Origin of the sequence: Aquisphaera insulae, assembly GCF_011064615.1 — a bacterium.
Classification (GTDB): domain Bacteria; phylum Planctomycetota; class Planctomycetia; order Isosphaerales; family Isosphaeraceae; genus Aquisphaera; species Aquisphaera insulae.
The window spans coordinates 16,328-40,800 of record NZ_JAALJH010000022.1; the positions used below are offsets into that span (position 1 = coordinate 16,328).

Annotated in this window: 20 protein-coding genes; 8 read left to right on the forward strand and 12 right to left on the reverse strand. The window is 69.6% G+C overall.

Features of this window, described 5'->3' with window-relative positions:
* Window positions 1-9: 9 nt before the first annotated feature.
* Together G6O54_RS14165 and G6O54_RS14170 are read right to left on the reverse strand one after the other, a co-directional pair.
* Window positions 10-1,356: a carbohydrate porin gene (locus G6O54_RS14165; protein ID WP_165226296.1), complete on the reverse strand. Its 1,347-nt coding sequence runs from the start codon at window positions 1,354-1,356 to the stop codon at window positions 10-12.
* 187 nt (window positions 1,357-1,543) lie between these two features.
* Window positions 1,544-4,246, reverse strand: coding sequence for a serine/threonine-protein kinase (locus G6O54_RS14170; protein WP_165226297.1), 2,703 nt, complete (start codon window positions 4,244-4,246; stop codon window positions 1,544-1,546).
* A gap of 397 nt (window positions 4,247-4,643) precedes the next feature.
* On the opposite strand from G6O54_RS14170, the gene G6O54_RS14175 reads away from it, so the two are divergent.
* The 4 genes from G6O54_RS14175 (at window position 4,644) to G6O54_RS14190 (ending at window position 9,032) form a co-directional block, all read left to right on the forward strand.
* Entirely contained in the window at window positions 4,644-5,108 is a 465-nt protein-coding gene (locus G6O54_RS14175) for a hypothetical protein (RefSeq protein ID WP_250846886.1), read from the forward strand.
* Between the two features lie 100 nt (window positions 5,109-5,208).
* Window positions 5,209-6,540: a glycosyltransferase gene (locus G6O54_RS14180; RefSeq protein WP_165226299.1), complete on the forward strand. Its 1,332-nt coding sequence runs from the start codon at window positions 5,209-5,211 to the stop codon at window positions 6,538-6,540.
* A gap of 84 nt (window positions 6,541-6,624) precedes the next feature.
* Window positions 6,625-8,235, forward strand: coding sequence for an ABC transporter permease subunit (locus tag G6O54_RS14185; RefSeq protein ID WP_205678786.1), 1,611 nt, complete (start codon window positions 6,625-6,627; stop codon window positions 8,233-8,235).
* On the forward strand, window positions 8,232-9,032 hold the full coding sequence (locus tag G6O54_RS14190; protein WP_214654228.1) for an amino acid ABC transporter ATP-binding protein: 801 nt from the start codon (window positions 8,232-8,234) through the stop codon (window positions 9,030-9,032). The genes G6O54_RS14185 and G6O54_RS14190 overlap by 4 nt, the downstream gene beginning before the upstream one ends.
* Before the next feature lie 142 nt (window positions 9,033-9,174).
* Here G6O54_RS14190 and G6O54_RS14195 read toward each other — a convergent pair whose 3' ends face one another.
* The 7 genes from G6O54_RS14195 to G6O54_RS14225 all read right to left on the reverse strand — a co-directional run bounded on the left by G6O54_RS14195 (window position 9,175) and on the right by G6O54_RS14225 (window position 15,585).
* Window positions 9,175-10,188 (reverse strand): hypothetical protein, encoded by a 1,014-nt coding sequence (locus G6O54_RS14195; protein WP_165226300.1) that lies wholly within the window; start codon window positions 10,186-10,188, stop codon window positions 9,175-9,177.
* Between the two features lie 202 nt (window positions 10,189-10,390).
* Window positions 10,391-11,167: a Uma2 family endonuclease gene (locus G6O54_RS14200; protein WP_165226301.1), complete on the reverse strand. Its 777-nt coding sequence runs from the start codon at window positions 11,165-11,167 to the stop codon at window positions 10,391-10,393.
* Between the two features lie 116 nt (window positions 11,168-11,283).
* Complete coding sequence (locus G6O54_RS14205; protein ID WP_165226302.1) at window positions 11,284-12,660, reverse strand: PFL family protein; 1,377 nt, start codon at window positions 12,658-12,660, stop codon at window positions 11,284-11,286.
* Window positions 12,647-13,306: a glycine cleavage system transcriptional repressor gene (locus G6O54_RS14210; RefSeq protein WP_165226303.1), complete on the reverse strand. Its 660-nt coding sequence runs from the start codon at window positions 13,304-13,306 to the stop codon at window positions 12,647-12,649. The genes G6O54_RS14205 and G6O54_RS14210 overlap by 14 nt, the downstream gene beginning before the upstream one ends.
* A 15-nt stretch (window positions 13,307-13,321) precedes the next feature.
* Window positions 13,322-13,726 carry a DUF423 domain-containing protein gene (locus tag G6O54_RS14215; protein ID WP_165226304.1) on the reverse strand — a complete coding sequence of 135 codons (405 nt, stop codon included), beginning with the start codon at window positions 13,724-13,726 and terminating at the stop codon, window positions 13,322-13,324.
* 51 nt (window positions 13,727-13,777) lie between these two features.
* Complete coding sequence (locus G6O54_RS14220) at window positions 13,778-15,172, reverse strand: bifunctional folylpolyglutamate synthase/dihydrofolate synthase (RefSeq protein WP_165226305.1); 1,395 nt, start codon at window positions 15,170-15,172, stop codon at window positions 13,778-13,780.
* 5 nt (window positions 15,173-15,177) lie between these two features.
* Entirely contained in the window at window positions 15,178-15,585 is a 408-nt protein-coding gene (locus G6O54_RS14225; protein WP_165226306.1) for a response regulator, read from the reverse strand.
* Between the two features lie 513 nt (window positions 15,586-16,098).
* Here G6O54_RS14225 and rpsR point away from each other — a divergent pair.
* On the forward strand, window positions 16,099-16,341 hold the full coding sequence (rpsR, locus tag G6O54_RS14230) for a 30S ribosomal protein S18 (RefSeq protein ID WP_165226307.1): 243 nt from the start codon (window positions 16,099-16,101) through the stop codon (window positions 16,339-16,341).
* A gap of 73 nt (window positions 16,342-16,414) precedes the next feature.
* Here rpsR and G6O54_RS14235 read toward each other — a convergent pair whose 3' ends face one another.
* A complete protein-coding gene (locus G6O54_RS14235; RefSeq protein ID WP_165226308.1) occupies window positions 16,415-17,971 on the reverse strand; it encodes a DUF1570 domain-containing protein in 1,557 nt (518 codons plus the stop codon).
* Window positions 17,972-18,206: 235 nt separating this feature from the next.
* Between G6O54_RS14235 and G6O54_RS14240 the strand changes: the two genes are divergently transcribed.
* The 3 genes from G6O54_RS14240 to G6O54_RS14250 all read left to right on the forward strand — a co-directional run bounded on the left by G6O54_RS14240 (window position 18,207) and on the right by G6O54_RS14250 (window position 22,228).
* Window positions 18,207-18,776 carry a hypothetical protein gene (locus tag G6O54_RS14240; RefSeq protein WP_165226309.1) on the forward strand — a complete coding sequence of 190 codons (570 nt, stop codon included), beginning with the start codon at window positions 18,207-18,209 and terminating at the stop codon, window positions 18,774-18,776.
* A 123-nt stretch (window positions 18,777-18,899) separates the two neighbouring features.
* Window positions 18,900-19,535, forward strand: a complete 636-nt coding sequence (locus G6O54_RS14245) for a PH domain-containing protein (RefSeq protein WP_165226310.1) — start codon at window positions 18,900-18,902, stop codon at window positions 19,533-19,535.
* A 155-nt stretch (window positions 19,536-19,690) separates the two neighbouring features.
* Entirely contained in the window at window positions 19,691-22,228 is a 2,538-nt protein-coding gene (locus G6O54_RS14250) for a discoidin domain-containing protein (RefSeq protein WP_165226311.1), read from the forward strand.
* Between the two features lie 4 nt (window positions 22,229-22,232).
* Here G6O54_RS14250 and ltaE read toward each other — a convergent pair whose 3' ends face one another.
* Both ltaE and G6O54_RS14260 read right to left on the reverse strand, forming a co-directional pair.
* The gene (ltaE, locus tag G6O54_RS14255) at window positions 22,233-23,300 is read right to left on the reverse strand and encodes a low-specificity L-threonine aldolase (protein WP_165226312.1); all 1,068 of its coding nucleotides are present in this window, start codon (window positions 23,298-23,300) and stop codon (window positions 22,233-22,235) included.
* Window positions 23,301-23,385: 85 nt separating this feature from the next.
* A complete protein-coding gene (locus G6O54_RS14260) occupies window positions 23,386-24,468 on the reverse strand; it encodes a sulfotransferase family protein (protein WP_165226313.1) in 1,083 nt (360 codons plus the stop codon).
* Between the last annotated feature and the right edge of the window lie 5 nt (window positions 24,469-24,473).

Here is a 24,473-nt window from a genome sequence, read left to right on the forward strand (position 1 = left end):
ACATCCTGGTCAGAAATCAGCCTTGAGCCTGAGCCCGAACACCAGTGCATCGCGGATCGGGGCGAAGCCCGGACGGATGTATTGCAGGTCCGGCGTGAGGTGGCAGCCGGGTGCGAGGCGGAGGTTGTAGAAGAGCTCGCCGCCGGGCTCGTCGCGGAGGCCGGGGAGAATGTCCTTGGCCTGCTGGCTGAGGCCGAAGTTGTAGTAGCCAAGGCCCGCCGTATCTCCCTGACGGCCCGGGAACGGCACGTTGCCGCAGAGGGCGACGCTCAGGAACCAGCGGGTCGGATTCGGGTTGCCGTCGCCCAGGCCGGTCTGGACGTAGAGGCCGATGCCGCGGTCCGGGTCCTCGGGGTCCACCAGGAGCCGCTGCTCGGCGTTCCAGAGCACGGTCCACGTCCCGCGCCGTTTCGGGACGTGGAGCGGGCCGGAAGGAAGGTCGACGAACGAGGCCGGGTCCAGGTCCTCGAACGCCCCCGTGCCCCAGAGCGTCGCGACGGTCTGCTTCCCCGGCAGGCCTAGGAATTCAGTCTTCTGTTTCGCCTCGGCGTACAGGAAGGCCCCGTTCCGGAAGAGCTTCTCCAGGCCGCTGGTCCGCGGGGAGTTGTAGGAATCGAGGACCAGGAACGCGAACGACGGCCCGCGCTCGGGCTCGTAGTAGAAGCCCGCCCCGGGCGCGGAGTAGGGGTAGCGGTCGAGCGCCAGGTTGAAGTTGAACGCGGCGTTCCAGAACCGGGACGTGAGCGGATACTTGAGGAACTTCTCGCGGTCGCCGTTGAGGGCATTGAGCTTGCCGAAGAAGATCCCCGCGCGATCCGAGATCGCCTGGGTGAACTTCAGGCCGGTGATCGCCGTGACCTGCTGGTTGGGCACCGGGAAGTACATCGCCAGGTTGGTCGGCGAGAGCGACCCGGCGAAGCCCTCGATCGACTGGCCCAGGCGGGATTCGGCGAACAGGTCCAGCATTCCCCCTTCCCAGAGGCCGGCCCGGTCGGAATCGAGATGGGCGAGCATGTCGAACTTGCCGCCCCAGCGGAACGCCTGGCCGATCCCGCCGGAAGTCACTCCCTGCTCGAACTGGGTCAGGGACGTGTAGAAGGAGAAGCCGGTCTCCTCCCTGAGGGAACGGAAGAGGAAGTCGTCCCCGAGCAGGAACCGGCTCGTCTTCGGCCCGTCCGGGTAAGGATCGCGCCAAGGGGGAGGCGTCCACGAGCCCCCGGGGGCTTCCTGGGCCGGGTCGAGGAGCGACGCGTTGAGGGAGCTTTCGGCGGCGGGAGCACGGCCGGGCTCCTGGGCGGCGACGATCGGCGCGCAGCCCGCGAGGAGGAGGATCGCGATGCTACCGAGCCGGCGCATGGTCACGCCTCCTCCGCTTGCGTGCCCGCCACTCAAGCCTCCCGAGCGATGCGGACGATGACAGGACTCCGGGAGGATTCCCCCGCGCATCCGGTTCAACTTCGGCACCCGCCGGGAATGGCTTGAGCAAATCGCGCGACGGGCGGGGTTGCGGCTCGCGGCCGCCCGGTGACGGCTGCGGCCGGGCTTACGGGTGGCCCGCCGATTCTCCGGCCACGGGCCCTGCGGCCCGGCCCGGGTCGAGCAGCGCCCGGGCCTCCTCGCGAAACCGGCGTGTCTCGGGGTCGGGGGCCTTGTCCTGGAGCGCACGATCGAGCCACCGATGCGCCTCGTCCGGCTTGCCCTGCCGCCAGCGGCTCATGGCCATGAAGGCCCAGTCGATGGACGTTCCCCCGTTGTTGAGCGACATCGATTTCTCGAGAGCCTCGTCCGCCGCCTTCCAGTCACGGGCGCGATAGGCCGCCGCGCCGAGCGTGTTCCAGTTCGCCCAGCTCTTCGGGTCCGCGGCCACGGCCTTGCGCGCCGACGCCAGCGCGACAGGGACGTCCTCGCCGGAGATGCCGGGGTCGCTCGCGAGCAGCCAGGAGAGGTTGTTATTCGCGTGCGGAGAATCGGGGTCGAGGCGGATCGCCAGGCGAAGCATGTCCAGGCCGAAAGACCGAAGCTCCGGAGTGGTCGCACGGCCGCCTATCGCCGCGAGCGGGACCGCGAGCTCGCGGGCCTGGCCGGGAGCCCATGGCCGGCCGGCGAGCTCCCGGGCGGTGGCCAGGAACACCTTCCGGACTCTCTCGGCCTCCGCGTCCTCCCCGAGCGTCGCATAGAGTGTGCCGAAATTCTCGGTGAGCCACACCAGGGATCCCAGCTCATCGGCAGCGACTCGGATGTCGCCCGACTCGAGCGCGAGCCCCCGCCGAAGGTCGAAGGCGCGACGATAGTAGGGTACGGCCTCTTGCGGCCGGTCCGTCATCGCCAGGAACCAGCCGAGCCCCCAGCCCCCGATCGCGTCGGCCTGCCAGCGACGGGCGTCGACATCACCCGGAGCCTCGGCCAGGATCCGATCGAAGCGTGCCGCCGCGTCCCGATAGCCGCGCTCCGCGGTGGCCAGATGCTCGGGATCGGGACCGGCCGACGTGGCGTGGACCCTGCTCAGGAATGCGTGCGTCATACCGATCCGGTGGATCGCCCTGGCGACGATCTTGCGAGACTCGAGATCCGTCGGCGGCAGCTTTGCTGTCTCGTTGTAGACCTCGAGGGCCTTGCCGTAGATCTCGAGCATGTGGTCACGCTCGATGCCCCCGAGCCGGCCCATCGCCATCTGGGTCGCACCTTGCATGGCATCCATCGTGATCACGTCGACGGCTCGGAACGACCGCTTCGCGTAGTCCAGCAGCGTGAGGCGGGCCTCGTCGGTCTTCCTCGCCTGCAAGGCGACGGCCGCGACCCCGATCACGGTTGCCAGCGCCAGGACCGTCGCGGCGGTGACGACCACCTGTCGGTGGCGACGCGTCCACCGCGCCCCTCGTTCCAGGAGATTCGGCCGCCGGGCGACGATCGGCCGATCGTCGACGAAGCGCTCCAGGTCATCGGCGAGCTCCTGGGCGGTCGCGTACCGGCCCGCCGGCTCCTTGCAAGCCGCCTTGATCACGATCGTCTCGAGGTCGCGGGGGATGCTCGGATCGACCTTCCGGGGTGGCGTCGGATCCTCGGTCGCGATCTGCCGGATCAGATCGTGATGGGCCTGGCCTTCGAACGCGGGGCGAAGGGTCAGCAGCTCGTAGAGTGTCAGGCCCAGCGCGTACACGTCCGTCCGCTGATCGACCACCCCGTGGCGAGCCATCGCCTGTTCGGGGCTCATGTAGCGGAGCGTGCCGACGAGGTCGCCGCTGCGCGTCAGGCTGGCATCCCCGCGGAATCGAGCCAGGCCGAAATCGGTCACCCAGAGCGAGCCGGCCGAGTCCACCATCAGGTTGCCCGGCTTGATGTCGCGGTGGACGACGCCCAGCGCATGGGCGTGCTCCAGGGCCCGGGCGGCCTGGATCCCCAGCCGGGCGACGGTTCGCGGGTCGAAGGCGAGGCGTCTCGGCGACGTCGTGGGGCCCGAAGCGGCCTCTCTCGCGGCACCGGCGACGTTCGACGAGGCGTGGTCCTCCGCGGCGAACTCTCGGGTCGCGTCGTCCGCCCCGTCCGCCCCGTCCGCGGCCGCATCGGCCGAGAGCGGCTCGTCGTCGCGGCCTCGCGCCTTCCGGATGAGCTCCGCGAGGGTCTTCCCCTCGATGAACTGCATGGCGTAGAAGTGGACGCCCCGGTCGAAACCGGCCGCGAACACCGGGACGATGTGGGGATGGTGGAGCTGCGCGGCGGCCTGCGACTCGATCAGGAACCGCTGCCGCTGCCTGGGATCGATCGCCGAGGCGAACGGGAGCACCTTGAGGGCGACCCTTCGCCCCAGCGAGTCCTGTTCGGCCTCGTAGACCACGCCCATGCTGCCGCGGCCGACCTCTCGGAGGATTCGATAGTCCCCGAGCCGATCCATGCGCGCGCCGAATGCCGTCGAGCTCGGACCGACGCGCTGCTCGCCGATCTCCTCCCGCGACGAGTCGTCCTCGAAGTTCTTCCCGATGACCCGGACGAGCTCGAGGCCGGGCAGGCACTCCGCAAGCGTCCCCGAGATCTCGGCGTGGCGTCCAAGAAACTCCTCCCTCGAGGGCGGCTCGCCGGCCTCCAGGGCCTGGAGATATTCCTCGAGTGCCGCGGCCACACGGGGGTCGCCGTGGATCGAAGAATCCGAACCCGGCCGACGATCCTCCGGTTTCAGGCCTCTCGGCGCGATCGCCCCAGCCCGGCCGAACCGCTCCTCCTGCCGGTACGCCGTTCGCCGTTCGGTCTCCATGGCCAGACTCCTCCGGAAGAGGCGGGGGCCGACACTGCGCGGCCGGCACCGTGGCTCAGCCCTCGATCGTGTGGACCCTCTGGTATCCCATGATTCCGTCACCGAAGCGACGGCATTCGCGCCGCGGTCCTGCCGCTTTGTGCCGGCGAAGAAAGCCAGGTTCTCGCGCCGAGAGGGTGGAACGCCCGGGAGCGGCCTCTTGAAGGGGTCGAAGTCGATCCAAGACCGTCTCCTCCGCGACGAATGACCCACCGCGATCGAGCCTCCCAGGTGATATCGCGGGGTTACGCATGCGGAAGACGACTTGGTTCGCCGGCCGCACAGCGATATAATTCCTGCAAGCGTGAGGACGGACCGTTTCACCTTAACATCTTGGCTGGTAATGACTCAGAGCCGAGTGGTACTTTCCGTTGCCTGCCTGTTGGCCGTGAGCGTGATGGCGATCGCGCCGGCCCGGGCCCAGGTTCCGGAGCACCAGGACGTGGTGCTCAGGGGGAAGGTACTGCCGCTGGCGACCGCGCTACGGCAGGCCAGGGCGGACCTGCGATTCGATGCCGGTCCGGTGGAGAAGCAGGTCGCGCTGGTGGGGAACGATGGCGAGCTATTGCCCCTCCTTTCCGATGAAGCCAGCCGGGCCCTCTTCCTGGACGAACGGTTGCGGGACCGCCCGGTGGAGATCAAGGGGAGGCGGCTTCGGGGCCTCCCTTACCTTCAGGTCGTCTCCTTCAAGGTCGAGGAGGGTGGGCGGCTTCGCACTCCGGAGTATTACTGCATCATCTGCTCGATCCGCGTACGATTCCCGCAGACCTGCCCGTGCTGCCAGGGTGAGATGGAGCTCAGGATGAAGCCTGAGAAGGACTGATCGGATCGATGGCCCCGCGCCCGCGGCCACGATCGCGACCTGCCGTGGCCGTCCGCTACCTCGAATCGTCCCGTCCAGGGAAGGGAGGGGTGAGCTTCCCATGCCGTCTCCGTTCATCGGGAATTTCCTGCTCGCCCTGGTGGCGCTGGTGGCGGTGCTGTCGACGCTGCTCTCCATGGCCGCACTGGCATGGATGCTCCGCCCGGGGCGGGGCCGGCGGATGGCCGCGCGTCCTCCCTTCACGCCGCCCGTGACCATCCTCAAGCCCCTCAAGGGGCTGGACGAGGATCTCGAGGAGAACCTCCGGAGCTTCTTCCGCCTGGACTACCCGGTGTATCAGCTCGTCTTCGGCGTCGCGAACGAGGACGATCCGGCCGGCGGCGTGGTCCGCCTCCTGCTGGCGGAGTTCCCGGAGCAGGACGCGAAGCTGGTGGTCGGATGCCCTCCTTTCGGGCTCAACCCGAAGGTGGAGAACCTGGCGTCCGCGTATCGCTACCGCAAGCACGACGTGGTCCTGATCTCGGATTCGAACGTCCGGGTGCGTCCGGAGTACCTCCGCGAGACCGCCTGTTACCTCGCGGAGCCCGGCGTCGGGCTGGTGACGAACCTCTTCGCCGGCGTGGGCGAGACCAGGTCCGGGGCGATCATGGAGAACCTCCAGATCAACGGCTTCATCGCCGGGAACATGGCGCTGGCGTCCGTCCTCCGGATCACCTGCGTCGTCGGCAAGTCGATGATGATCCCCGTGAAGGTCCTGGAAGGGATCGGCGGATTCGCCCGCGTGCGCAACCTCCTCGCCGAGGACCAGGTCCTCGGGGTCCTGATCCGCAAGTCGGGCTACTCGATCAAGCTCTCGCACCACGTCATCGACAACGTGAACCTCCGGCGCGGGTTCAACTGGTTCCTCAATCGCCATTCCCGCTGGTTCAAGATCCGCCGCCAGATGGCCACGGCCACGTTCGTGATCGAGCCGACGGCCAACCTGGCCGTCGTCGGGCTCGTCTGGGCCTTCTCGGGCGACTCGGGCATCGCCTGGGGCGGCCTGGCCGTGCTGGTCGGCCTCGGGATCTTCCGGGACGCGGTCCAGACGCGGTGGCTCACCGGCAAGTTCCCCATGCTGCGATATCTGCTCTTCAGCCCCCTCAAGGACGTGTTGCTCCTGCCGCTCTGGTTCGACGCCGTGGTGAACTCCCGGGTCCAGTGGCGAGGCCACCGGTTCCGCGTCGGCCGGCTGACCCGCCTCCGCGAATCCCGGGCATCGCGCGAGGTCCGGCGGCGGCTCCGCCGCGCCCGGCGGTTCCGGTCGCGGCACGGGGATCCCGCCGCGGAGGAGCCTCATCGGCCTGACCTCCCCCCGCCGGAGGCGGGCGAGTCCTTCCGGGCCGGGACCGAGCCGCCGGTCAACCCGCGCGATCGCGAAAAAGAGACTTGAAAGCGCGAGCCCTCGATCCGATCATCGTCGAATCGCGTTGTCGATTCCGGCCTCCCTTCGCCCGCTCCGGAAAGAGGCTCCTTGATGGAAGAAGACCCCGGCGCATCGGAGTCCGATGCAATCCGAGACCCCACGGCCCCCCACGGGTCGGCCCGCCCCCTTCCGCACACCTCGGCCGTCCGCTCACGCGGCACCGTCCTCGCCGTCGCGATCGCGGCCCTCATCTCCTGGTTCGCCGTCGCGCCGGCGCATGGCGATGAACTGTCCCGGGTCAAATCGGCCGGCGTCCTGCGGTATGGCAGCGACATGGAAGGGGGCGGCCCTTACGCCTTCCCCGATCCCCGAAATCCGCGCGAGGTCACCGGCTTCGAGGTCGAGCTCATGCGCCTCCTCTGCGCGGAGCTGGGCGTCGACCCCGCGTTCACCCAGGGGCAATGGGACAAGCTCCTCCAGGTCCTCTCCACCGGCCGGCTCGACGCCGTGGTCAACGGCTACGAATGGTCCGAGGTCCGGTCGCGAGAGTACGCCGCCACCCGCCCCTACTACGTGTTCCAGCTCCAGTTGATCGCGCCGAAGGGCTCCGCGATCCGCTCCTGGGAGGACCTGAAGCGGCCCCGGCCGGACGGGCGGCGGTGGACCGTGGGGGTGCTCGTCGGCTCCGCGGGGGACCGGTTCGCGGAGGAGGACGGGGGCAAGACGGTCGACGTCATCCGCTTCGACGGCACGACCGACGCGATGAAGGCGGTGGAGAACGGCCAGTACGACGCTACGCTCCAGGACCTGCCGGCGGCGCGTTTCTATCGCGATCGCTACCCGAGCCTCGCGCTCGTCGGCCCGCCGGTCTCCCACGGGTATTACGTCATCTACACGGGCGCCGGCGATCCCTCGCTGCGGGACGCGCTCGATCGGGGGATCGGCCGCCTGCTGAAGTCCGGCGAGCTGAGGCGGATCTACGAGAAGTACGGCATCTGGACCGAGGCCCAGGCCGAGCTCGAGACCTTCGACGGACCGATCGAGGTCGTCACGGGGGAGCGCACCGGCGGTGGCTTGAGCCTGATCCGCCAGTATTCCGGGCTCCTCCTCGACGCCGCAACCGTGACCGTGCTCCTCTCGTTCGGCTCGATGCCGCTGGCCATGGCGGTCGGCCTGCTCGTGGCGCTGGGGCGGCTCTACGGCCCCGCCCCCATGCGGACGGCGCTGACGGGGTACGTCGAGCTGATCCGCGGCACGCCGCTGATGCTCCAGCTCTACGTCCTCTTCTTCGTGCTCAGGCTGCCGGCCTGGGTCGCCGGCATCGCCGGCCTGGCGATCAACTACTCGGCCTACGAGGCGGAGATCTACCGGGCCGGGCTCCAGGCCATCCCCGCCGGCCAGATGGAGGCGGCCCTCGCGCTCGGGATGACGCGGGCGATGGCCGTGCGGCGGATCATCGTCCCCCAGGCCGTGCGGATCGTCATCCCGCCGGTGACCAACGATTTCATCGCCCTGTTCAAGGACACCTCGGTCTGCTCCGTGGTCACCCTGGTGGAGCTGACGAAGCAGTATTCCATCCTGGCCAACAGCACCGGGGGCGCGATCGAGTTCGCCCTGGCCGTGGCGACGCTCTACATGCTGATGAGCGTCCCCCTCTCCTGGTTTTCGCGATGGTCCGAGCGCCGGCTGTCCGGCGAGATGAAGGGAGCGGCGACCGCATGAGCACCGATGGAGACGCCCTCGACGGGCAGGGCGGCGAGCCGCAGCCCGCGATCATCGAGGTCCGGGGCCTGGTGAAGCGGCACGGGGCCGTGTCGGTGCTCCGGGGCCTCGATCTCTCGGTCCGCCGGGGCGAGGTCGCGACGATCATCGGCCCCTCGGGGAGCGGCAAGAGCACGTTCCTGCGCTGCCTCAACGGGCTGGAGCGGTTCCAGGGGGGCTCGGTCGCGGTCGACGGCCTGAAGGTTGAAGCGGACGATCCTCCGGCGGTGCGGACCAGGACCATCCGTCAGGTCTGCCGCCGGGCGGGGATGGTCTTCCAGTCGTTCAACCTCTTCCCCCACCGGACCGTGCTGGAGAACGTCATCGAGGCCCCCGTCGGCGTGCTCGGGCTGCCTCGGGAGCGGGCGGTCGAGCGAGCCAGGCGGCTCCTCGATCGGGTCGGGATGGCGGACCGCCTGGACGCCTATCCGCGCGAGCTCTCCGGCGGCCAGCAGCAGCGGGTGGCGATCGCTCGGGCGCTCGCCATGGAGCCCCCCGTGATGCTCTTCGACGAACCGACGAGCGCCCTCGATCCCCGGATGACCGGCGAGGTCCTGTCGGTGATGGCGGACCTCGCGGGCGACGGCCTGACCATGGTCATCGTCACCCACGCCATGCACTTCGCCCGCAAGGTCTCGAACACGATCCACGTCTTCGGCGACGGCCGGGTCGTGGAATCCGGCCCCCCCGACCGGATCTTCGACGAGCCCGGCCACGAGGCCACCCGATCCCTCCTGGCGGAGGTTCTGGCGGCCTGAGATCCCGGCCCCTGGCTGCAAGGCGATGAAAGCCCTGGCCAGGTGGCAGAGGGAATTGGGGACTGGCTCCGAGTCTTCGAGGTGCCTGTCCCCATTTCCCGGCCGTGGCCCGATGGTCAACCGGCGCCGTCGGGCGAGGCTCTCACCGCGGAGCCGTGAAAACCCCCGGCGAGGAGACGACGGGCGGGACGCTTGCCGGTGCGGCGGGTCCGGCCGGCGAGGCCGGCGGAAGATACGGGCTGGGGTCGGCCTCGGAGCTGACGGCCGCGGTGGGCTTGGCCCCATCCGGCGAAGGGACGGCCTCGGAGCTGATCCAGCGATTGCGCCGGGCATCCGGCCTTGCGGCGACCCTGCCGGGGATCGGTTCGAGCATCGAGGGTTCATCCGAACCGGACCTGGCGGATTCGCCGGTCGCGGACCCGTCTCGCGAGTGTCGCGATCCCTTGAGGGCCCGCAGCACGCCCTCCCATTGCTTGATGCCGGATTCGAGCTTCTCGAGCCGTCCCCGCAGCTCCTCGGCCTCGGCGGTCAGGGCCCGTAGGTGCTCCTCGGCCTCCCTCGCGTTCCGCTCCACGAACGAGCGAGCGGAGCTTTCCGGATCATCCGAGCCTTTGGGCGCCCCGGCCCGCGCGACCGGGATCGGCGAGGTGGTCGGCACGGCCGAGGCCGGGCCGATGGGCATGGGCGCGGGAGAGGCCGCCGGACTCGACGCGGCGGAGCCCACCGGTGCGGGCGCGGCGGTGGCCGCGGGCTTCGCGGCGGAGACTGCCGGGGCGGTGGCCGCGGGCTTCACGGCCGAGCCTGCCGGGGCGGCTGCCGCGGCCGTCTTGATCGCCCGGTCCGCCGGACCGGGCGGATACGGCGGAGGGACGGGCGCTGCGTTCTGCTCGAGCATGGCGTCCGCCGGGCTCACGGCCGGAAGGGGAGGAGGGGAGTTCAGGTCGTCGAGGCCGCCGACGGGAGCGATCGGCGCGGCGACGGCCGTCGGGGTGGCTGCGGGCGGAGCCTGGGCATCAACCGGAGCCGGCTTCGGCGGCTCGTCGATCGTGCCGCTATTCTGAGCCTTGGATGACTTGGCGACCCAGCCGACCATCCCGAACCAGGCGATCAGGCCCAGGATGCCCAACGAGCGAACGACCCGCGATGGCGTCATCATGACCGCATCCTCCAGTGATGTCCTTGGTGCCTTCCAGGCGAACGCATCGGGTGCTGCGAGTGATGTGGAGTCTAACGAGCGTTTCGAGAATTCCCAACACTTCTCCGCGAAAAATGTACTGACTTTCCGATTTCCCCGAATGGCAACGAGCCGCGGCTCGGGAAGCTCGTGCTTTGGCCTGGAGCCACGGCGGCACTCCCGATCAGTCGATCTCCTCGCCCAGCTCCCGGAGCCGGGCGGCGAGTCGCTCGGCCCGCTGCAAGGCCTCGGCGGCGAGCCGACGATCGGCATCGGCGCGGTTTTCGGCGGCATCGGCGCGATGTTCGGCGGCATCGGCGCGGTGTTCGGCGGTATCGGCGCGGTGTTCGGCGAGTTCCCAGCCCTCGGCGAGCTCGACGGGTGTGCGGAAGGGCTGGCCGTCGGGTCGGATGATCTTCAGGCTATCCGGACCCCTGACGGGCTCGAATCGAATGTTCAGGAGTGGGCTCGTGTAGCCGTCCATGTCGGCGATCGGCTGGAGCTTGCCGCGGGACCGACGCCAGCCCGTGAGCTTGCCGTTGTCGGGATTGTAGTAGTAATACTCCTTGACGCCGTATTGCTCGTAGAAACGGAATTTCTGCTCGATCTTCGCCCGGCGGTTGCCCGGGGAATGGACCTCGAAGACGACCTGGGGGGCGATGCCGTCCTCGACCCACTGCATGTAGGAGCCGCGGTAGCCCTTGGGGCGGCCGAACACGACCATGGCGTCGGGCGACATGCGGACCTTCGGCTTCCCCTCCTCGGCATACCAGAGGAGATCCCCCGCGACGAACACGTCCGCCCGGTCGCGGTAGAGGATCTCCAGTCCTTCCTTGATGACGACGATCCAGCGGAATTGCCGCGTGTTATCCGCCATGGGCCGACCGTCGCTGTCGGGATAGACGATCTTGCGGACCTTCTTGCGTCGAAGGTCTTCTTTGCGGGTGAACCCGGTGCTCATGACGCCCTCGGCTTTCTGGGGGCCGCCTCCGATCCTCACCGATTCCCATTCTTGCACAGATCAGTTGATCGGGCCAGATTGACCGGTGCGGGCTGGCGAGGGCTCATGTGTACCCGCTAATTGCGCAGGCTCGAGAGCGGCGAGGGGATCCGGCCGCCGTGGCGGACGAAGGCCGTGGATCCGCCGGCGGCGTGGACGGGGAGGATCGCGGTCTCGCCGAAGAGGCCGCCGAAGACGGCCCGATCGCCGGGTCCCTTGCCGGGGACGGGGATGACCCGGACGGCCGTGGTCTTGTGGTTGATCACGCCGATGGCGACCTCGTCGGCGATCAGGGCGGCGAGCGTCTCGGCATCCGTGTCGCCCGGGACGGCGACCATGTCCAGGCCGACGGAGCAGACCGCGGTCATGGCCTCGAGCTTGGAGAGCGTCAGGTCGCCCGCCTCGACGGCCCGGGCGAGCGCCGCGTCCTCGCTCACGGCGACGAAGGCGCCGGAGAGGCCGCCCACGCTCGACGAGGCGAACGAGCCCCCCTTCTTGACGGCGTCGTTGAGGAGGGCGAGCGCCGCGGTCGATCCGGGGGCGCCGATCCGGGCCACGCCCATGGCCTGGAGGATCTCGCCGACGCTGTCGCCGACCTGCGGCGTCGGCGCCAGCGAGAGGTCCACGATGCCGAAGCTGACGCCGAGCCGGGCGGCGACCTCGCGGCCGATCAGCTCGCCGACGCGGGTGACGCGGAACGCGGTGCTCTTGATCTCCTCGGCGATCTCGCCGAGCGTCGGCCGGGCGGCCGAGACCGCGACCAGATCCTCGACGGCGGCCTTGACCACGCCCGGGCCGCTGACGCCGATGTTGATCACGCAGTCCGGCTCTCCCGGGCCGTGGAAGGCCCCCGCCATGAACGGGTTGTCCGCCGGGGCGTTGGCGAAGATCACGAGCTTGGCGCAGCCGAAGCCGTCGTGGTCGCGGGTCCTCTCCGCCGTCTCCTTGAGGACGTGGCCGAGGGCGAGGATCGCGTCCATGTTGATCCCGGCGGCCGTCGTCCCCACGTTCACCGACGCGCAGACGCGCTCGGTCGACGACAGGACCTCCGGCAGCGATTCGATCAGCCGCCGCTCGGACTCGGTCCAGCCCTTCTGGACCAGCGCGGAGAAGCCGCCGACGAGGTCCACGCCGACCTCGGCCGTGACCGCGTCGAGCGTGCGGGCGATCGTCAGGTAGTCCTCCGGCCGATGGCCGGCCGCCAGCGTGCCGATCGGGCTGACGGCGATCCGCCGGTTGACGATCGGGATCCCGTACCGCCCCTCGACCTCGCGGCAGACGGCCTTCAGCCGGCCGGCATAGTGGATGAGCCGCTCGCGGACGCGGGCGCAGATCGCGGCGATGTCCGGCGAGGCGCACGGCGACAGGTCGATCCCCATCGTGACCGTGCGGACGTCGAGCTTGTACTGGCGGATCATGCTGAGTGTCGCCAGGACGTCTTCAGTGCGATGCAAGGCCGTTCCCTCCATCCTGGGCATGAGCCGGGTCCAGGCCCGGGATCTCCGCGTGGGCGAGCGGCCGACTCCGCCCGGCCTGGCCGACGCCGACCCGGACCGGGCCCGGCTCCGTGGTCGCCAGGAAGATGTTCTCGTGCTGGACGTAACCCTCGATCCCCTGCTCGCGGCCGTACCGCTCGAGCTCCGAGCGGATGGTCCCCGGGGTCAAGTCGGGCGGGATCAGGGCCTCCATCACCATCGAGAACCGGCTGCCGTCCACCCGGGCGTGCAGGTCCGTGATGTTCACCCCGTGCGCCGCCATCAGGCCGGAGATGCCGTGGATGATCCCCTGGGCGTCGCCGCCCAGGATGGTCAGGATGAAGCGATCCCCGTCCGGGACCGCCGGCTTCCGCGCCGGCTCCTTGACCTCGGTGACGAGCACCTGGGGGTCGAACCGCCGGCCCCGCTCCAGGATCGTGTCCACCAGCAATTTGGCGGGCTTTGCCGCGGCGAACTCGACCTCGAGGATGATCGTGAAGTAGCCGCGCATGACGGTCTGGCTGAGCTCGAGGATGTTGCCCTGCAGGTCCAGCAGCGCCCCGGCCACGGAGTAGACGATGCCCACCCGGTCCGCGGCCGTCAGGCTAATAATGTATTTTGGCATGTTGATTTTAATGGATTAATTGATCGTGATCGCATCCTTGTTGGCGGCCGATCCGGCGGCGACAGCCAGGGCGGCCCAGCCGGCCAGGATCAGCACGCCGCCGATCGGCGTGATGGCCCCCAGCCACCTCAGGCCGGTCACCCCCAGCGCGTAGAGGCTGCCGGAGAAGATCGCCGACCCGACCAGGAACGCCCAGCCGGCCCCCGAGGCCGCCGCGCCCGACCTGCCCGCCAGGCCCAGCAGGCCGACGGCGACGAGGGCGAGCGCGCAGTACATATGATACTGCGCGGCGGTCTGGAAATTCGCGAGCTGACCCGTCTCCTCCAGCCGGCCCTTCAGCCCGTGCGCCCCGAAGGCGCCCATGGCCACCGCGAGGAACCCCCAGGCGGCACCCACCTGGACCCAGAAACCGCTTCTCATCGTCGACCCTCCCGACCTCGAAATGCCCGCCCGCCCCGGCCTCGGGGCGGCTCATCGCGGCGCGGCGGCCTGCGGCCGCGGCTCCTCCAGCCCCAGCAACGCGGCCCGGGCTTCCGCGGCCAGGAACAGCGATCCGGTGACGCAGACCAGCCCGCCGCCGCCGGCCTGGCGGCGTGCCAGCTCGATCGCCTCGGCCGGATCGGCGACGGTCGCGGCGGGCCGGCCCGAAAGGTCCAGGACGGCCGCCGCCACGTCCTCCAGCGGCACGGACCGGGGATTGTCCCGATACCGGGTCGCGATCACGTCCTGGAAGAGGGGCAGGAGCGAGCGGAGCTGGCCGCGCAGGTCCTTGTCGCGGGTCGTGCCGAAGACGAGGGTCCGGCGCACCTCGGGCAGATAATCCCGCAGGGTCTCCGCGAGCGCCTCCGCGGAGGCCACGTTGTGGGCACCGTCGACCACGATCCAGGGGGACTCGCCCAGGACCTCCACCCGGGCCGGCCACCGGAGCGAGGCGAACCCCCGGGCGACCGCCTCGCGGCCGATCGCCAGGGTCGGCTCCTGCTCGGCCAGGACGTCCAGCGTCGCCAGGGCGACCGCGGCGTTGTGGGCCTGATGCCGGCCCAGCAACGGCAGGGTGAACGTCCCCCAGTCGGTCCTCCAGGTTCGCACCGTCACCGAGCCCGGCGACGGGCGGTGCAGGGGGCGGGCCGGGGGGATCGCCTCGAACCGGAAATCCCGGCCCAGCTCGCGAACGGGACAGCGCCGGAGGGCGGCGATCCGGAGGATCGCCCGGCGGGGTTCGTCGTCGATCACGCCGCTGACGGCCGGGCGCGACCGCTTGAGGATCCCGGCCTTCTCCATCGCGATCGCGCCCAGGGTGTTCCCGAGCTGCCGGGTATGGTCCAGGGCGATGCTGGTGATCACGGCGAGGACCGGATGGACCACGTTGGTGGAGTCGAGCCGCCCCCCCATGCCGACCTCGAGCACCACCACGTCCGTCCCCTTGCGGGCGAAGTGGAGCAGGCCCATGGCGGTCGTGATCTCGAAGAAGGTCGCCCCGTGGAGCCGGAAGCTGGAGTCGGAGGCTTCCATCGCCTCGACGGCCGTCCGGACCTCGTCCGCCAGGTCGACGAGCTCGCCCGCCGTCGCCGGCGTGCCGTCCACCTGATATCGCTCCTCCAGGCGGTGCAGGTGGGGAGAGCTGTACAGGCCGGTCCGACGACCGCCGGCCGTGAGCGCCGCGGCGAGCATGACGGCCGTCGAGCCCTTCCCCTTGGTGCCCGCGACGTGGATGATCCGGAGCGATCGCTGGGGATCGTCGAGCCGTCGGAGCAGCCGCCGCATTCGCCCCAGGCGGAGGTCGGTGGAGGCCGGGGGCATCCCCACCGTCTCGTAATTGAGGCGGCCGTAGAGGTAGTCGAGCCGATCCTGGTAGGCGTCGAGCATCGGTATCAGCCGTCCACCTCGACTTCCGCCTCGAAACCCGGCGATGGCGAGCCCAGCACCATCGCGATCCGGGCGATCAGTTCGGTCAGCGTGATGTCCTTGGTCCAGTAGTCCGCGATCCCCAGCGCGAATCCTTCCAGCCGGGTGTCCGCGTCGTCCTGGTGGGAGAGGATCACGATCCGGAGCCCGACGGCCTCCGCGGTCCGGGCCAGATGTTCGACGACCTCCAGGCCGTTCAGGACCGGCATCCAGAGGTCCAGGATCAGCAGATCCGGACGGACCTCGCGGACCCGGGCGAGGGCCTCGCCGCCGTCCGCCGCCTCGTGCACGCGGAACCCGGACCGGCGGAGCCACTCCACGTAGAGGGCCCGCAACTGCGGCTCATCCTCGGCCAGGACGATGGTCGTTTCCATTCCACGCCGTGTCCCCGGGGTCCCACCATCGTGATGAGGACGCGACTTCCAGCATAACCCGGAAGGGGGCGTGGGGCGAGGGGCATCGGAATAGGGGCGAGGGACGAGGGGCGAGCGAATTCGGGAGGGCCCTCGCCGCCGACGCGCCAGCGTGCAAGCGAATGGGTGGCTGTGGAGGAGCGAAGCGACCCCACGGCCCCCAAGCCCTTGCCACCTGGGCCGAGGGCGAACAAGCGTATCCCGAGCGTCTCCTCCTCCCGTCCCTTCCCCCTCGCCCCTCGTCCCTCATCCCTCGTCCCTCGTCCCTTCCCCCTGGCCCCTCGTCCCTCGTCCCTCGCCCCTCGCCCCTATTCCGATGCCCCTTTCGGATCGTCCGCTTGCGAACTTCTCTCACGCCAAATAGAATGATGGTTTCCCCGCAGGTCCCGGGACGTGCCGATCGGTCGTGAAGGCAGCGTCGGGACCGCGCCGTTGCCGTGAGAATGGCCCGAAGGTTTCAAGGACTCAAGGTTTATGCCGCGGAAAAAGTTCGGACGCAACCGCAAGAATCGGTGCCGATTCTGCACCCCGGAAGGCTGCCCCCGCCCGGCCTACGTCGATTACAAGGACATCGGCCTGCTCAAGAAGCTCTGCACCAGCCAGAGCAAGATGTTCTCCCGCAAGCGGAGCGGCAACTGCGCCGCCTTCCAGCGCGCCAGCAGCGCGGCGGTGAAGCGGGCCCGCTTCATGGCCCTCCTCCCCTACGTGGGCGAGTGAGACGACGGACGGGAACCGGGCCCAGGCCGCCTCGTTCGATCCGGGCGGCCTTCCCATCCCGCTTCCATCTCCCTCAGGACGAGTGGTCCTGGCTCAGGTAGGCCCGGTATCCGGACTCGATCTCGCGAAGGGGGATCCCGACGCGATCCTCGAGCGACCGCCCGGTGTTCTGCTTGATCCGGCCGCGGTAGGCATCCCGGACGTAGTCCAGGAACGCCTCCCGGTAGGCGCCGTCCTTCGCCTGCATGAGGAAGATGGTCAGGGCCATGGCCTGCTGGTAATGGCCGTAGATCAGGTCGTCCTCGTTGAACTCCGCCTCGCCGAGGCGGATGAACTCATTGAGAGGGATGAACCCCCCGGCTTTCATGAACTGGCGAGTTGCCTCGAGCCGGACGCCCACCCGGCCTCCCACCTCGATCGAGCCATCGGGTCGTGGGGTCACGGTCTCGAAATAGGTCCCCAGGCCCTCGCAGAACCAGTAATTCCCGGCGTTCTTGGTGTACGCGTTGGCGCCGGCGGTTTCGAACAGGAGCTGGTGCGAGGACTCGTGATACAAGGTATCGGTGACGGGGATTCGCCCTTCTCGATCGCGAAAGAAGTAGGACCGTCCGCGATTGCCCTTGCCCGGCGTGGGCGGATTGTAGAAGCCGAGCGTCCCCGCGATCTTGGGGCCGGTCAGCACGCTCAGGTGCTCGACGTACTCGTTCCGGTTGGCGAAGTAGTAGATGGAGTGCGGCCGATAGATCGGCTCGCCGGCCCTGGGCGTCTTGTATCGCCGGGCGAGTGGCAGATTGTCCCCGACGGCGTCCGCCATCAACGTGAAGAAGACGTCGTGGAAGGCCTCGAGCCGGCGGGCGAATTCGATCGATTCGCCGAGCGGCACGTCGGACTGGATGTCGAAGTGCTCGGTGGTGATCTGCCAGCGGTCGTCCCAGGCCGAATGCAAGGCATCGGCCTCGGCCGCGGGGAGCCAGCGGACCTTCTTCTGGCCCTTCGGTGCCGGGGCGGGAAGCTCGCCGGCGTCGAGGTGGGGGACCCACTCCCGGGGGACCCAGCCGAAGACGCGGTGATCGACCTTCCCGTCCCGGAGCTGGCGAACCGCGAACGGTCGGGCCCAGCCTCCCTCGTGGGGCACGTAACCCAGCAGCCGGCGGGCCTCGGCGTGGTCGGGCTGCCGCTCGAGGACCGCCCTCAGCCAGGCCGCGGCCATGCCATAGCGCGGATTGGGGCCGGCCGCCGCCCGACTGGCCAGGTCGAAGAGCGCCGCCGCCGTCTGGGCACGAGCTTCCTGGGCCTCCGCCCGCCAGGTACCGCGGCCGCCGTCGACGCTGGCCAGCCCCTTCTTGGCCGTGGAAGGGACGACCGGCGGCAGGACCGTGAAGCGACTTGCCCCCCCCTCCGGCCGGTCGGTGGCGATCAGCCGGCGGATTTCCGCAGCCGCGGCTTCATTCCGGTCGGGCCCCGAGGAAAGTCGACGTTCCACCGCGCGAAGTGCCTTCACCTCGCGATCGAGGGCGGCCACGGCCGAGGACCGCAGGGCCCCGGCCTGCTCCTCGGTCACGCCGGGGGGAGGGGGCGGGGCCTGGCCCAGCAGCGAGCAGGCCAGCAACCAGGCGGCGCTTGCGATCACGATTACCCCTCCGTAGCGAGCTCGTCGAGGGCCTGAACGGCCCGCGGATCATTATATCCGACGAGCCCGCGCCCGGCCCTATTCGAGCCCGCGATCCGGTGACGCGTCTCGTCGAGTCGCCGGGCTGGAGCGACTGGGCTGGACGGGTTGACCCCTCCGTCGCACAATGCCCCGCCTGGGCCTGTTCAACCCACGGTGTTTCCCCGTTCAGGCCATCGAAAGGAGCCGGCGGACCATGCCTCGCTTGCATCCTCGCCTCCCGAGCGTCGTCCTGCTCTTCCTCGGCCTGTTGATGGGATGGGGGATGGCAACCTTCCGCCCGGTTCCGCTCCGAGCCAGCGGGGGGGACCGGACCGGCGAGTCGATCGTCACGACCGGGCCGATCCTGATCCGCTACGACGAGACGAACAAGATCCAGGTCCCCACCGAGGCCCTCTATCTCCTCGATTACAAGGCCGGTCGCCTGGTGGCGACGGTCCCCGCGCTGCATCAGACGGGGACCACCTCGCGCTACCTCGGGGCGTTCGCCGAGCGGGATCTCGCCAAGGACTTCAAGCTCGACCTGGACACGGGGCCCAAGCCCCACTTCCTGATGACGACCGGATCGCTGGGGATCTATGCTTCGGGCTGGTCGCCACTCTTCGTGATCGAAACGAGCACGAACCAGGTCGCCATCTACCGGGTCAACCAGAAGACCGTGGGGACGACCGTCTCGACGGCACTCGAGCTGCTGGAATGCCGATCGCTCGCGACGCCGGAGCCGGGGGATCGGACCGAGGCGATTCGCGGGCCGTCGTCGCGGTGATCGCCGACAATGGGACTGCGAATGCGATCCATTCCTCAATGTCTGCATTCTCGTCGTCGTGAATCTCGCGTTGCAGTGGACCGTCCTGGTAGGATGCAGCTCGGGTCATCGAGGCGGTAGGCCGTGCCCGGTCGTGCTGTCGCGGAGGGCATCGAGGTGGACGAACTGCCGGAAAACGTGCTCCGCGGCCAGCTCGGGCCGTCCGAGCGATTGCTCTGGGCCGGTCAACCTCGGCAGGGGATCCTTCTCCGGGCGATCGACGCGCTCTTGATCCCCTTCAGCATCCTCTGGGGCGGTTTCGCGATCTTCTGGGAAGCGAGCGTGATCGCGAGCGGTGCGCCGATCTTTTTCGCGATCTGGGGCGTACCGTTCGTGCTGGTGGGCCTGTACATCATCTTCGGACGCTTCTGGGTAGACGCCCGCCAGCGGGCGGCGACCGCTTACGGGGTCACGTCGGAGCGGGTCATCATTGCGTCGGGCGTCTTCTCCCGGAGCATCAAGTCGCTGAGCATCGACACGCTGACCGACGTCTCGCTCACCGAGCGCGCCGGCGGTGGCGGCACCATCATGTTCGGTCCCCGGCCGCCCATGTACTGGTTCTACGCCGGGGCCGGCTGGCCGGGATTCGGTCCCCAGGTCGTCCCGTCGTTCGAGCTCGCCGACGAGGCTCGCGCGGTCTACGAGATCATCCGCACGGCTCAGCGCGAGGCCAAAACTCAGCTCGCGCAGGGCACAGCCACTCACATCGGCCGCCGCTGAGTTTCCGTCGACCCGGCCGCTCGCAACGAGCAGGCGATCGGGAACGCCTCGTCTCGACCGCCCCCTCGACACGGCCCTGGCGCCGGTCATACTGAGGGTGTGCGAGGATCTCTCCCCGGCGGCGCTTGGCCGGGTTGAAAATCGAGGAGGCTGGGATGAACTCGCGATCGATCGCGGTGGCGTGCGCCCTCGCGCTGGTGGGCCTGTTTGGTCCGTCGGAAATCCGTGCAGCGGAAGGAAGTCGGCGGACGATCGTCCTGGATGGCACCTGGCAGATCGCCGAGGGAACGATGGATGCCCCCCCGGCTCGCTTCGCTCGGACGGCGCAGGTCCCGGGGCTCGCCTCGAACGCGGTACCCCCGTTCGAGTCGCCGCCCGGCCCGAGGGTCGCGGACCGCCGGGCCTTTCCGCAGAAGGATCCGAACCGCGATGCGTTCTGGTATCGCCGGACCTTTCGGGTCGACGGCCCGTTGCCGGCCATCGCGCGGCTGAAGGTCCGGCAGGCGATGTTCGGCTCGAAGGTGATCCTCAACGGCCGCGACCTGGGCGTGCACGCGGCATGCTTCACGCCGGGTTATTTCGAGGCCCGCCCCGCGCTCAGGGAAGGCGAGAACGAGATCCTCATCCGCGTGGGCGCCGATCGCGCGGCGGTCGGCCCCGGCGTCCCCTCCGGCTTCGACTACGAGAAGGAGCGTTACATCCCGGGGCTCGTCGATTCGGTCGAGCTGATCCTCAGCGGCACCCCCCATGTCCTGAGCGTCCAGGCCGCACCCGATGTCGCAAGCTGGTCGGTGCGGGTCCAGGCCATCCTGCGGAACGACGGGCCGGCCGCGACGGCCCGCGTCTCGTTCACGGTCCGCGAGGCGGTTTCGGGGAAGGCCGTGGGCCGGGCCGAGGCGAGTCCTCGAGAGGTCCCCGCGGGTGCGGAGATCAGCCTCGACGCGAGGGTCCCCCTGGAGTCATGCCGGCCCTGGTCGCCCGAGGATCCCTTCCTCTACGTCCTCGAGGCCGACGCGGGCGCGGACTCGGTCCGGACCAGGTTCGGCATGCGGGAGTTCCGGCTTGACGGCCCGACCGGCCGGGCGATGCTCAACGGACGGCCGTACTTCCTCCGCGGGAGCAACATCACGCTCTATCGGTTCTACGAGGACCCCGAGTGCAAGGGCCTCCCCTGGGACGAGCGCTGGGTCCGCACGCTCCACCAGCGGATCAAAGGGATGCACTGGAACTCGCTGCGGTATTGCATCGGCCTGGCCCCGGAGCGCTGGTATGACCTGGCCGATGAGCTTGGCATCCTGATCCAGGACGAATTCCCCGTCTGGCACGGCGGCGACGGCTGGTCCACCTGGCCTCGCGAGCTCGGCCGCGACGAGCTGGCCCGCGAGTATGCGGAATGGATCCGCGAGCGCTGGAATCATCCGAGCGTCGTGATCTGGGACGCAAGCAACGAGACGAAGCACGCGGAGCTGTCCGCCGCCGTGGAGCGGGTCCGCGGCCTCGATCTCTCGGACCGACCCTGGGACAACAGCTACAATCCCCCTGCGCGGCCCGGCGACGCCTTTGAGTCGCACCCGTACCATTTCCAGGATCCGGCGTTCCGGCTCGCCGACGTGGCAACCTCCGACCAGGTGCCGCAGGGCAGCCCCCTGCACAATGACGGCCAGCACGCCGTGATCATCAACGAGTACGGCTGGCTCTGGCTCAACCGCGACGGCACGCCGACCACGCTGACGAACCGACTCTACGCCAACCTCCTGGGCGAGCACGCGAACGTCACCGCGCTGCGGCGGACGTACGCCCGTTATCTCGCGGCCGAGACCGAGTTCTGGCGGAGCCACCGCCACGCGGCCGGGGTGCTCCACTTCACGGCGCTCGGCTACTCCCGCCCCGACGGCCAGACCAGCGACCACTGGCTCGATGTCACCCGCCTCGAATGGGAGCCCGAGTTCGTCCGGTATGTCCGCGACGCCTTCGCGCCGGTCGGCCTGATGATCGACGCCTGGGCCGACGACGAGCTCGTGGGCGAGCATCGGAGCATCCCCGTCGCCGTGATCAACGACCTGGATCGTCCCTGGCGCGGCGAGGTCCGCTTCCGTCTCCTCCACGACGGCAAGGCCGAGCACGAACAGGGCCGTGAGCTAATTGTCCCCGCGCTAGGGCGAGCGACCACGGCATTCACGCTCAGCCTCCCGGCGGAGCCCGGCGAATACGAGCTCGAGGCCTCGCTCCTCGGTTCCGATGGCGATCCCGTGCGGAGCGTCCGGGACCTCCGCGTGGTGACGCCGGAGCAGCGGCGGGCGCGGCTGGGCCTGGCCCTGGGCAAGCCGGCGACGGCCTCGTCGAACCTGGCCCGGGACGGGGCGACATCGCCCGCGGCCGCGTTCGACGGCCGGCCCGACTCGCGCTGGTCGTCCGAGTTCTCCGATCCCCAGTGGCTGGCCGTTGACCTCGGCGGGATCGGGCGGATCTCGCGGGTGGAGCTGCTCTGGGACCCGGCCTTCGGCAAGTCGTACGCGATCGAGCTCTCGGCCGACGGCAAGACCTGGTCCGAGGTCTACCGAACCGACTCCGGCCAGGGAGGCACCGAGGTCATCCGTTTCACCCCCGCGGGGGCCCGCTGGGTCCGCTACGTCGGCAAGGCCCGAGGGACGAATTACGGGCACTCGATCCGGGAGTTCCGGGTCTTCCCGTGAACGTTCAATAAACCAGCGTCACCGCCGTGATCATGGCCGGCTCGATCTGTCGGATGACGCCGGCGGCGTACTCGGCGTCCTCGCGGGAGACGTCCAGGTGGGTGCAGGCCCGGATGACCTGGCCGCCCAGGGCCGAGAGCCTGACGCCGCGGGTCTTGAGGTAGGCGACGACCTCCGCCGCCGTCCCCATCGAGGGATCGACGGCCACCCAGACGAGGTTCGTCTCCACCGGGCCGAGTTCCAGCGAGAAGCCTTCGGTCGCGCGGAAGGCGTCGGCGAGGATCTTCGCGTTGGCGTGGTCCTCGGCAAGGCGGTCGACGTGATGCTCCAGGGCGTGGATCGCGGCGGCGGCGAGGATCCCGGCCTGCCGCATCCCGCCCCCCAGGAGCTTGCGGACGGCCCGCGCCCGGCGGATCATCTCCGCCGAACCGGCCAGGGCGGAGCCGACCGGGGCCCCAAGGCCCTTCGAGAAGCAGATCGAGACCGTGTCGAAATGGCGAGCCCAGTCCGCGGCGGCGGTCCCCGTCGCCACCACGGCGTTCATCAGCCGGGCCCCGTCCAGGTGCATCAGGAGCTGGTTCTCGCGGGACCAGTGGCGGATCGCCGCGATGCTCTCCATGGGATGGACCCGCCCGCCGCCGCGATTGTGGGTGTTCTCCAGCCAGACGAGGCGGGTCCGGGTGTAATGGATGTCGTCCGGACGGATCGCGTGCTCGATGTCCTCCAGGCGGAGCAGGCCCGCGTCGCCGGCGAACGTGCGGGCCGTGACCCCGGAGTGCCTGGCGACTCCGCCGGCCTCCCAGACGTAGACATGCGAGGTCTCCCCGCAGAGCAGCTCGTCCCCGGGGCGGGTGTGGATCGCCGCGGCGATCTGGTTCGCCATCGTCCCGGACGGGACGAAGAGCGCCGCCTCCTTGCCGAGCCGATCGGCCGTCATCGCCTCGAGGGCGTTGACCGTCGGGTCGTCGCCGTAGACGTCGTCGCCGAGCTCCGCCTCCATCATCGCCCGCTTCATGGCGGGCGTCGGCTTCGTCACGGTGTCCGAACGGAGGTCGATCGGCGGGCGGCTCATGACAGTCTCGTCCCCTGCGGGGGTCTGGCCTTGGGGCATTCGGCGCGTCTTCCGCTCCTATTGTCGCGGCCGCCGGCCCGGCAGGTCAACGCGGGTAGCCCCATTCGTCGAAGCACCGCGACCACGCCCCGGCGATTCGCCGCCTCAGCTCGTCGTCGAGCGGCTCATGGCGGGACTTGCGATATCCCCGGATCGATTGCAGGTACGCGTCCACTGCGGGTCGGATCGGCTCGAAGTCGGCGAGCGAGAGCCCCCGGTAGACGGCCCGAAGCTGGCCGATCGGGTCCGCCTCGAGGTCCTCGTAGGCGATCTCCATCTGCCGGCCGGCGGGGATGAGCGCCCGGTCCTCGAAGTAGGCGTCGTACATGTCGCGATACGTCGAGAGGACGAATTCCTCGTCGTCCTCGCCGGCCGACGTCTGGAGCCGGAAGACCGGGCGGATATCCCGGAGCAGGCTCCGCATCGACCGGTAGACCGTGTACGGATCGCGGCGGATGTGCACGAACCGCGCGTCGGGGAACGCCTCCAGCAGGTAGCGGATGCGGCCCGTATGCGGCGGGGACTTCAGGATCAGGGGCCGGCGATACCGGACCGTGAGGGACCTGAGGAAGTAGCCGAAGGCGTCCGACCACGCGGCGATCTCCGCCGGATCGGCGCCGCGGAGCGTCGAGAATCGCCGGTAGCCCACCCGGCTTCGGGGAAAGCACCAGTCCATGTAGGGCGACTGCTGGACGAGGTTCATGAGGGCCACCTCGTCCTCCTGCACCCGCCTCGGGAGCATGAAGGGCTCGACGAGCGGAGCCAGCCAGCGCTCGGAGAAGAGGAACGTCCGGGGGTTGAACGTCTGGAACCGCGTCGGCGAGGCGAACCGAGGGTCGGTGGCCATCAGCTCGTGCAGGAACGTCGTCCCGCTCCGGTAATGCCCCAGGATGAAGACCGGCGCCTCGACCCGGGCGGCCTCGATCTCGGCGTCGCGGGTCCGCGCGACGTGACGGGCCATCGCCGAGTTGGCCAGGCTATGCGTCGTGATCCAGACCACCCGTGGCCAGCAGATCGGGCTAATCCGGAAGCCCTCGCGGCGGAGGAGGCGGATCCAGTCCCCCCAGGTGATCCCCTCCAGGAGATGGACCACGAACATGGCGAGCAGCAGGCGAGGGAAGTAGAGCATGCGCG

Coding starts and splice junctions, on each gene's coding strand:
- G6O54_RS14225 (WP_165226306.1), bottom strand. CDS start 15,585: ATGGAAACGACCATCGTCCTGGCCGAGGATGAGCCGCAGTTGCGGGCC.
- G6O54_RS14260 (WP_165226313.1), bottom strand. CDS start 24,468: ATGCTCTACTTCCCTCGCCTGCTGCTCGCCATGTTCGTGGTCCATCTC.
- G6O54_RS14185 (WP_205678786.1), top strand. CDS start 6,625: ATGGAAGAAGACCCCGGCGCATCGGAGTCCGATGCAATCCGAGACCCC.
- G6O54_RS14170 (WP_165226297.1), bottom strand. CDS start 4,246: ATGGAGACCGAACGGCGAACGGCGTACCGGCAGGAGGAGCGGTTCGGC.
- rpsR (WP_165226307.1), top strand. CDS start 16,099: ATGCCGCGGAAAAAGTTCGGACGCAACCGCAAGAATCGGTGCCGATTC.
- G6O54_RS14240 (WP_165226309.1), top strand. CDS start 18,207: ATGCCTCGCTTGCATCCTCGCCTCCCGAGCGTCGTCCTGCTCTTCCTC.
- G6O54_RS14250 (WP_165226311.1), top strand. CDS start 19,691: ATGAACTCGCGATCGATCGCGGTGGCGTGCGCCCTCGCGCTGGTGGGC.
- G6O54_RS14195 (WP_165226300.1), bottom strand. CDS start 10,188: ATGATGACGCCATCGCGGGTCGTTCGCTCGTTGGGCATCCTGGGCCTG.
- G6O54_RS14210 (WP_165226303.1), bottom strand. CDS start 13,306: ATGCCAAAATACATTATTAGCCTGACGGCCGCGGACCGGGTGGGCATC.
- G6O54_RS14165 (WP_165226296.1), bottom strand. CDS start 1,356: ATGCGCCGGCTCGGTAGCATCGCGATCCTCCTCCTCGCGGGCTGCGCG.
- G6O54_RS14220 (WP_165226305.1), bottom strand. CDS start 15,172: ATGCTCGACGCCTACCAGGATCGGCTCGACTACCTCTACGGCCGCCTC.
- G6O54_RS14180 (WP_165226299.1), top strand. CDS start 5,209: ATGCCGTCTCCGTTCATCGGGAATTTCCTGCTCGCCCTGGTGGCGCTG.
- G6O54_RS14190 (WP_214654228.1), top strand. CDS start 8,232: ATGAGCACCGATGGAGACGCCCTCGACGGGCAGGGCGGCGAGCCGCAG.
- G6O54_RS14200 (WP_165226301.1), bottom strand. CDS start 11,167: ATGAGCACCGGGTTCACCCGCAAAGAAGACCTTCGACGCAAGAAGGTC.
- ltaE (WP_165226312.1), bottom strand. CDS start 23,300: ATGAGCCGCCCGCCGATCGACCTCCGTTCGGACACCGTGACGAAGCCG.
- G6O54_RS14215 (WP_165226304.1), bottom strand. CDS start 13,726: ATGAGAAGCGGTTTCTGGGTCCAGGTGGGTGCCGCCTGGGGGTTCCTC.